Here is a 6,067-nt window from a genome sequence, read left to right as displayed (position 1 = left end):
CCCCCACACCACCCCCGACCACCTGCGCCACCAACTCCAACAGGCCGCCGACGCCTTCGAACGCGCCACCCGCTCCCGCATCCGCGCGGACCACGATTCCGCCGCCGCCCTGCGCCGAGCCGGCCGCCAACTCCTCCACCAACCCACCGACACCGACGGCACCGGTCTGGCCATGCTCCTGGACGCGGTCCTCTTCGCCGTCGTCCTCGCCCACCACTGGCACTCCCGCCGCCACCACGCCCAACAGGAGGCCGCCGCCCGCGAGGCATTCCGCCACATCCACACCGCCCACCGGGCCGCCGCCGAACGCCCCCTGCGCATCCTGGCCGCCGCGGCCCCGCCCGCGCCCACCACGGCCCGCTACGCGCACCACATCCGCCACAGCCTCCCCGAACACGCCGACCGCGTCCTCCGGGACCCCGCCTGGCCGGCGCTCACCGCCACCATCGCCGCCGCCGAACACGCCGGCCACAACCCCGCCGACCTCCTCGACCACGCCATCCGCCAACGCCCCCTCACCGACGCCGACAACCCCGCCCGGGTCCTCACCTGGCGCCTCCACCGCCTGGGCCACCGCACCCCACCCAGCACCCGCGTCCTCACCGCGCGGAACGGGCACCCCCTCGCTCGTCCGGCAGCGGAAAAGCCTGCCGCCACCCCGGGCGTACCGTCCACAACGGTCACCACACGACGAGGGCGGTGAGCGACAGGACACCGCCGAGCTCCGAGAACGCCGAAACCGCCGGTGTTGTCGGTGCGTGGCGCTACCGTCACGGTATGAAGGTCATCTACAAGATCACGTACCCCAACGGGAAGATCTACATCGGCTCGGACCGCACGGACAGCCGACTGACCTATTTCGGCAGTCCTTCCAAGGAACTCCTCGATCGCGACTTCGACCGCGCCGACTTACGGGACTTCACCCTGCGCAAGCAGATTCTCTGGGAATCCGACACCGCCACGAACAGCGAGGTGTTCCGCCGCGAGAACGAACTCATCGTCGAGCACGGTGCGAATGACCCGTCCCGCGGCTACAACCAGCGGCCCCGTCATCGCCCGGCCACCCCGCCGCAGCCGTAGGGTCCATGCCGTCGGGGCGTCGGGACAGGGGGTCAGGGCAGTGCCGCGAGGGCCCGGTGCCAGGGGAAGGCCGCCGCGTCGCCGGTGCGCGGCGGGTGGGGCTCGTAGCCCTCCGGGCCGCCGAGGAGGACACGGCCACCCTGTTCGCGCAAGCAGGCCACCGCCCGGGGCACAGCCGGCTGAGCACCCAGAGCGGTGCTCCAAAACGGCATCGCGACCACCGGCACACCCAGGTGCACACCCTCCGCCGGCAGACCGACTGCGAAATTTCACCTTTTGAAGAGGGGTTGGCAACCTGACCGGAGTTTCCGGTTTCACACTTATCGCTGTGGCCCGAACGATCTCTGCTCGGGCCACAGCGAGCCAAGATTCCCAGTAGGCGGAGAGCCATATCTCCACCATTCACCACCCGAGAGGGACACTCTATCAATTGCCCCGCTCGACCCCATCGGAAATCCGGCGACCAGCCAATCAATCACCACCACAAGCTGGCGAAGATTCCATCGAAGACCATGGAGCAATCAAGCGAAGAGGCAAGATTCACCCTTCCCCGCGCGACCTCCACGTTTTCACCCTATAGGCCACCAATCCGCAAACCAGAAACCCGGACAAAACCAAAAAAAATAGACGGATTCCGGGGTTTTCATCTCCCGCCAAAATACTGACAGCCAAAGCAGCGAAGAGTGCAATTACCGCAGCCGAAGCGCCTGCTTCAGCTCTCCTTCGCTCCACCATTCTTCACCCTCCCGAAGAAGCGATCATTTCAACAATTACCCGAGATCCCACATCCAACCGCAAAAGCGACACCAGTTTGTGCCACCGTGAGACCGATTGCAGTTCCCACCGTGAGAGATGCCCCTCCTGTAGGAACTGCGGTAATCAAGCCTGCCACCGCAAACGTCACCGCTACGGTGTCGGTCATTGTCCATAGACCGGTGGGATCGGTGTGGTTGACGGGGTCGCCGAGGGCGTAGAGATAGGGATTGGGTTCCTGGCCGCTGGGGTCGGGTTGGGTGAAGCGGCCCAGGTGCGGGTCGTAGTAGCGGGCACCCATCTTGTAGAGCCCGGTCGGGTCATGGTGGGCGCCGGCGAATTGGTAGGGCTGGCCAACCTCCTCGGCCGTGTCGCGGAGTTCCCCGGTGGGGGTGTAGGCATAGGTGTGGGTGGGCTCACCGGTGTCGTCCACCATGGCGAGGACGGAGCCGGTGGCATCGGTGAGGTAGTAGTGGTACCGATCGCCGTCGGTGGTCATGGAGTGCAACGTGCCCTCCGGCTCACGAATGAACCCGATCCGTGCCTCCTGCGCGTAGTCGTACTGCTCGGTGACACCGAGGGGGCCGTTGCGGAAACGGGTGTCGCCCAGCCGGGTGCGCTCCTCCTGTGTGGTGTCGGCATGGGCCAGGCTCCACGTGGTGCCTCCCGCCGTGAGACGACTCAGCTGACCGTGCTCCGAATACCCGGCGTCGGAGCGGGGCAGCGTGGAGAGCGCATCCATCTCGTTCCCGGCCCGGTCGTATGCCCAGCCGTTCTCCTCACCGTTGACGGTCACAAGCTGGGAGGCGGCGTTGTAGCCGTAGGTGGCGCCCTCCTCGCACGTGTCCTCCTCCTCGGCCCGGGCGGTGAGATTACCGGCCGGATCGAAGCAGTACCGCCACGCCGCGGACTGCGTGCCGGCCGAGGTCTCCTCCACGGCCTCGGTGAGCCGCCCGGCGGCGTCGTAGGTGTAGACGGTGTGGGTGTCGGCTGCGTGGTCGGTCAATGCCCGGATCTTCGTGCCGTCCTCGTCGACGCCGTCGACGGCGCGTGTGTAGGAGTACTCCAGGTCCAACAGGGTATCCGCGTCGGAGATGGCCGTGATGCGGGTCGGGCGTCCGGAGGCGTCCCTGGTGATGGTGTGCTCGGTGCCGCCCGGGAGGACGGTTTCGGTCCGTCGGTCGTTGCGGTCATAGGTGAAGGTGGTGGTCCGCCCGGCCGGGTCGGTCAGTTCGGTGAGTCGTCCGGCGGCGTCGTAGTCGTATTCCACGGTTCCGCCGGCGTCGGTGTGCGAGGCGACGTGACCATCGGCGGTATGGGTGAGCACCGTGGTGGAACCGTCCGCAAGCGTGCGAAGTGTCTCCCGCCCGAGAGCATCGTGGATGTACTCCGTGGTACCGGTCGGGTCTGTACGGGAGATCAGGTTGCCGTCACCGTCATAGGAGTACTCGACCTCGGCGTAGGAGGCCGTGTCCACCGTGATCACCCGGTCCCGGTCGTCGTAGGTGTAGTGGACGGTGATGCCCCTTCCGTCCGTGACCGCCTCGGGGCGACCGAGGTCGTCGTAGCGGTACCGCGTGGCGCCCATCGGGGCGGGTGGTTCCGCCCGGGTGAGATCGCCTCGATCGTCATAGGTGAACGAGGTGGTGTTGCCGTTGGCGTCGGTGGCGGTGCATCGCTGACCCTGGAAGCCGCCGCACTCGGGGTCCGCAGAGTTGTGGGTGAAGGTTCGGGTGCCCCCGCCTTCTCCTGCCACCGTCACGGAGACGGTGTTGCCTCGGGTGTCGTAGGAGTAGTCGGTGGTTTGCCCGTCTGGGAGGGTAAGGGTGCCGGGCAGGTCCGCGTCGGCGATCGTCTGGTACTCCGAGAGTGCGGCGGTGGCTCCGGTGGGCAGTTCGATGGAGGTCAGGTTGTCCCGGGAGTCCCAGCCGTAGGTGGTCACGTTTCCCGGGGAGGTGCCGGTGCCCATCGCGTCCGTGGCGGTGGTCACGTTGTGCCGGGCGTCCCAGCTGCGGGAGCGGGTATGGCCGAGAGGGTCGGTGACCGAGGTGACCCGGCCGTCCCCATCGTGTTCGTACACCGTCTCGTCGCCCTCGGGGTCGGTGACAGTGGTGCTGCCCGCTTCCCAAGGCGAGTCGGCGGAGTAGGAGTACGTCCAAGTCGGTCCGGTCTCACCCTCGGTCATCCGCTGCACGGACGTGACGCGGTCCCAGCCGTCATAGGTGAACGCGATGCGACGTCCCTCGGGGGTGGTGACCCCTGTGACGCGGTCGTCCTCGTCGTAGGTGAACCGGGTCTCCGCTCCGGAGGTGTCGGTGGTGGTGACCAGGCGCCTGTGGCGGTCGACGGTGTGCAGAGCTGTTCTACCGGTGTGGTCTTCGGCCCGCCATGAACCGGACGCGTCCTCGGTGTAGTCGACCCACCGATCGGAGCGGGTCTCGGTGGCCCGGAGGCCGATCCACCCGCCGTCCCCATCATGGTGGTTCTCAACGGTGATCGAACCGCCGTTGCGGTCCCTCACCTCGGTGAGGGAGCCGTCCTCGTCGAAGACCTCCTTTCCGCCGGTCTTCCGATCGGTCAGAGTCCAGGTGCCGTCCTCATTGCGCTCGAGATCCTTGGCGTAGCCGGTCGGCGTGGTGAGGGAACCGTCCTCTTCCCGGTCGTAACGCAGGGTGGCACCGGTCTCGTCGTACACCAGGACGGTGTTGGTGAAGAAGTCGTCCAGATACCGATCGAAGTTCCCCCACCAGCGCTCCCCGGTAGAGCCGTAGGGGCCGAGGAACGAGTTGTAGGTTCGGGTGAGCTGAAGATTGCGACCGACTCCGGCGATGTCGTAATCGGTGGCGGCCAACATCAAGTTGCCGTTCGAGAGGTTGACCCGCATCACCAGGGCATCGGTGAGCCGTTCCTCCGCGTACTCGTGCCAGGGAACCTCGCCCTGCCCCTCGGACACCCACACCAGAGGAGTGGCTTCTCGCGTGGCCTCGGAAGACCGTTCCCGCCCATATTGTCCTTCCGGATGCCGCGGAGGCGGAACTTCGGAGGGACGGGACTCCGGAGGACGAGTGGTCCCGGTGGGCACCACGGGAGGCTCCGGTCGATCGGTGCTCTGAGCAGAGGCCGCTGCCGGTAAGAGGCCGAGAGCGAGGGCCGAGACGAGGAGCGAGGCGGCCAGGGGTCGGTCGAACGAGAAGCGGGAACGCCGAGGCGGGGTTCCCGGGACACGCTGAAGCGACATCTTCTCCCCACGGAAAGAGACGGTGAATGGCCGGGCCATGTGGCAGGCCCCGCAGAGGCTGTCACGATGAGTGGTGATCGGCTACGCCTCGTACCCCGAAATCAAGATCCCTCACGGTGCCATTTCGGACGACACGCCCGGCTTCCCGCAGGGGGACGAGCAGCGGAAATCCCTCTGGGCAACCACCACCTGCACCGAATGACTCGCACACACGTCCGAAAATGGCTCCCAATCCAACCCTCCCCAGCTCTCCGCCAGAAACGGGCGAACCGGAGATACTGCCCCCTTGGCGCCGCCGGGGTCCCGACCGTGGCGGGGCCCCGGACCCCAAGTCCACCACTCCCGTGGCCGCATCCTCATCAGTTGCACACCGGCACAGATCCGATGACGCCCAAGCCACCCCGGACCAAGGACAATTCGTGGCCGGTCGAGTGGTTCCATGAAACGGATGAGAAGAAGGGGCGCGTTTCACCCTCAGGGCTACGACATCCACCCCTGCAATAGAACCCTGTGGCCCCGACGGGGCCTCGGGGCCCCCTGGCACCGATGCCGGCGGGGCGTCGGGTCAGGGCAATGCTGCCAGGGCCCGGTGCCAGGGGAAGGCCGCCGCGTCGCCGGTGCGCGGCGGGTGGGGCTCGTAGCCCTCCGGACCGCCGAGGAGGACACGGACACCCTGTTCGCGCAAGCAGGCCACCGCACGGGGCACGGCCGGCTGAGCACCCAAAGCGGTGCTCCAAAACGGCATCGCGACCACCGGCACACCCAGGTGCACACCCTCCGCCGGCAGACCGAGGGACAGCGTGTCGGTGATACCGGCCGCCCAACGACACGCACTGGTCGTGGTCAACGGCGCGACGAGCATCGCGTCCGCCGGCGGAAGACCACCGGACTCCCCCGGCCGGGTGTAACGCCACCGCACCGGATGCCCCGTCAACTCCTCCAACTCCCCCAACCGACCCTCCCACCACCCCGCCACCGTGGGCGACAGGACCAGAC

The 6,067-nt window shown here is 67.4% G+C and carries 5 protein-coding genes and 1 pseudogene; 3 read left to right on the top strand and 3 right to left on the bottom strand.

The features are described 5' to 3' along the window. Together FOE67_RS13775 and FOE67_RS13770 are read left to right on the top strand one after the other, a co-directional pair. Window positions 1–703 (top strand): annotated as a pseudogene (locus FOE67_RS13775) (mobilization protein); the annotation flags it as partial. Between the two features lie 74 nt (window positions 704–777). Then, on the top strand, window positions 778–1,080 hold the full coding sequence (locus FOE67_RS13770; RefSeq protein WP_182664069.1) for a GIY-YIG nuclease family protein: 303 nt from the start codon (window positions 778–780) through the stop codon (window positions 1,078–1,080). A 32-nt stretch (window positions 1,081–1,112) separates the two neighbouring features. On the opposite strand, the gene FOE67_RS13765 is transcribed toward FOE67_RS13770, so the two are convergent. Beyond that, window positions 1,113–1,319, bottom strand: coding sequence for a hypothetical protein (locus tag FOE67_RS13765; protein WP_182664067.1), 207 nt, complete (start codon window positions 1,317–1,319; stop codon window positions 1,113–1,115). A 524-nt stretch (window positions 1,320–1,843) separates the two neighbouring features. Continuing rightward, window positions 1,844–4,786 carry an RHS repeat-associated core domain-containing protein gene (locus FOE67_RS13760; RefSeq protein WP_182664065.1) on the bottom strand — a complete coding sequence of 981 codons (2,943 nt, stop codon included), beginning with the start codon at window positions 4,784–4,786 and terminating at the stop codon, window positions 1,844–1,846. Window positions 4,787–5,144: 358 nt separating this feature from the next. Here FOE67_RS13760 and FOE67_RS30050 point away from each other — a divergent pair, with 358 nt between their 5' ends. Next, window positions 5,145–5,273 (top strand): hypothetical protein, encoded by a 129-nt coding sequence (locus FOE67_RS30050; protein WP_267133330.1) that lies wholly within the window; start codon window positions 5,145–5,147, stop codon window positions 5,271–5,273. Window positions 5,274–5,636: 363 nt separating this feature from the next. On the opposite strand, the gene FOE67_RS13755 is transcribed toward FOE67_RS30050, so the two are convergent. Next, window positions 5,637–6,067 (bottom strand): flavoprotein (locus FOE67_RS13755; protein ID WP_182664063.1); only part of this gene is annotated, 431 nt, incomplete at its 5' end.

The sequence above is a fragment of the Streptomyces calidiresistens genome, assembly GCF_014141525.1.
Classification (GTDB): Bacteria; Actinomycetota; Actinomycetes; order Streptomycetales; family Streptomycetaceae; genus Streptomyces; species Streptomyces calidiresistens.
The sequence above is the reverse complement of the archived record's forward strand: the minus strand, read 5'-3'. Positions and strand labels throughout refer to the sequence as shown.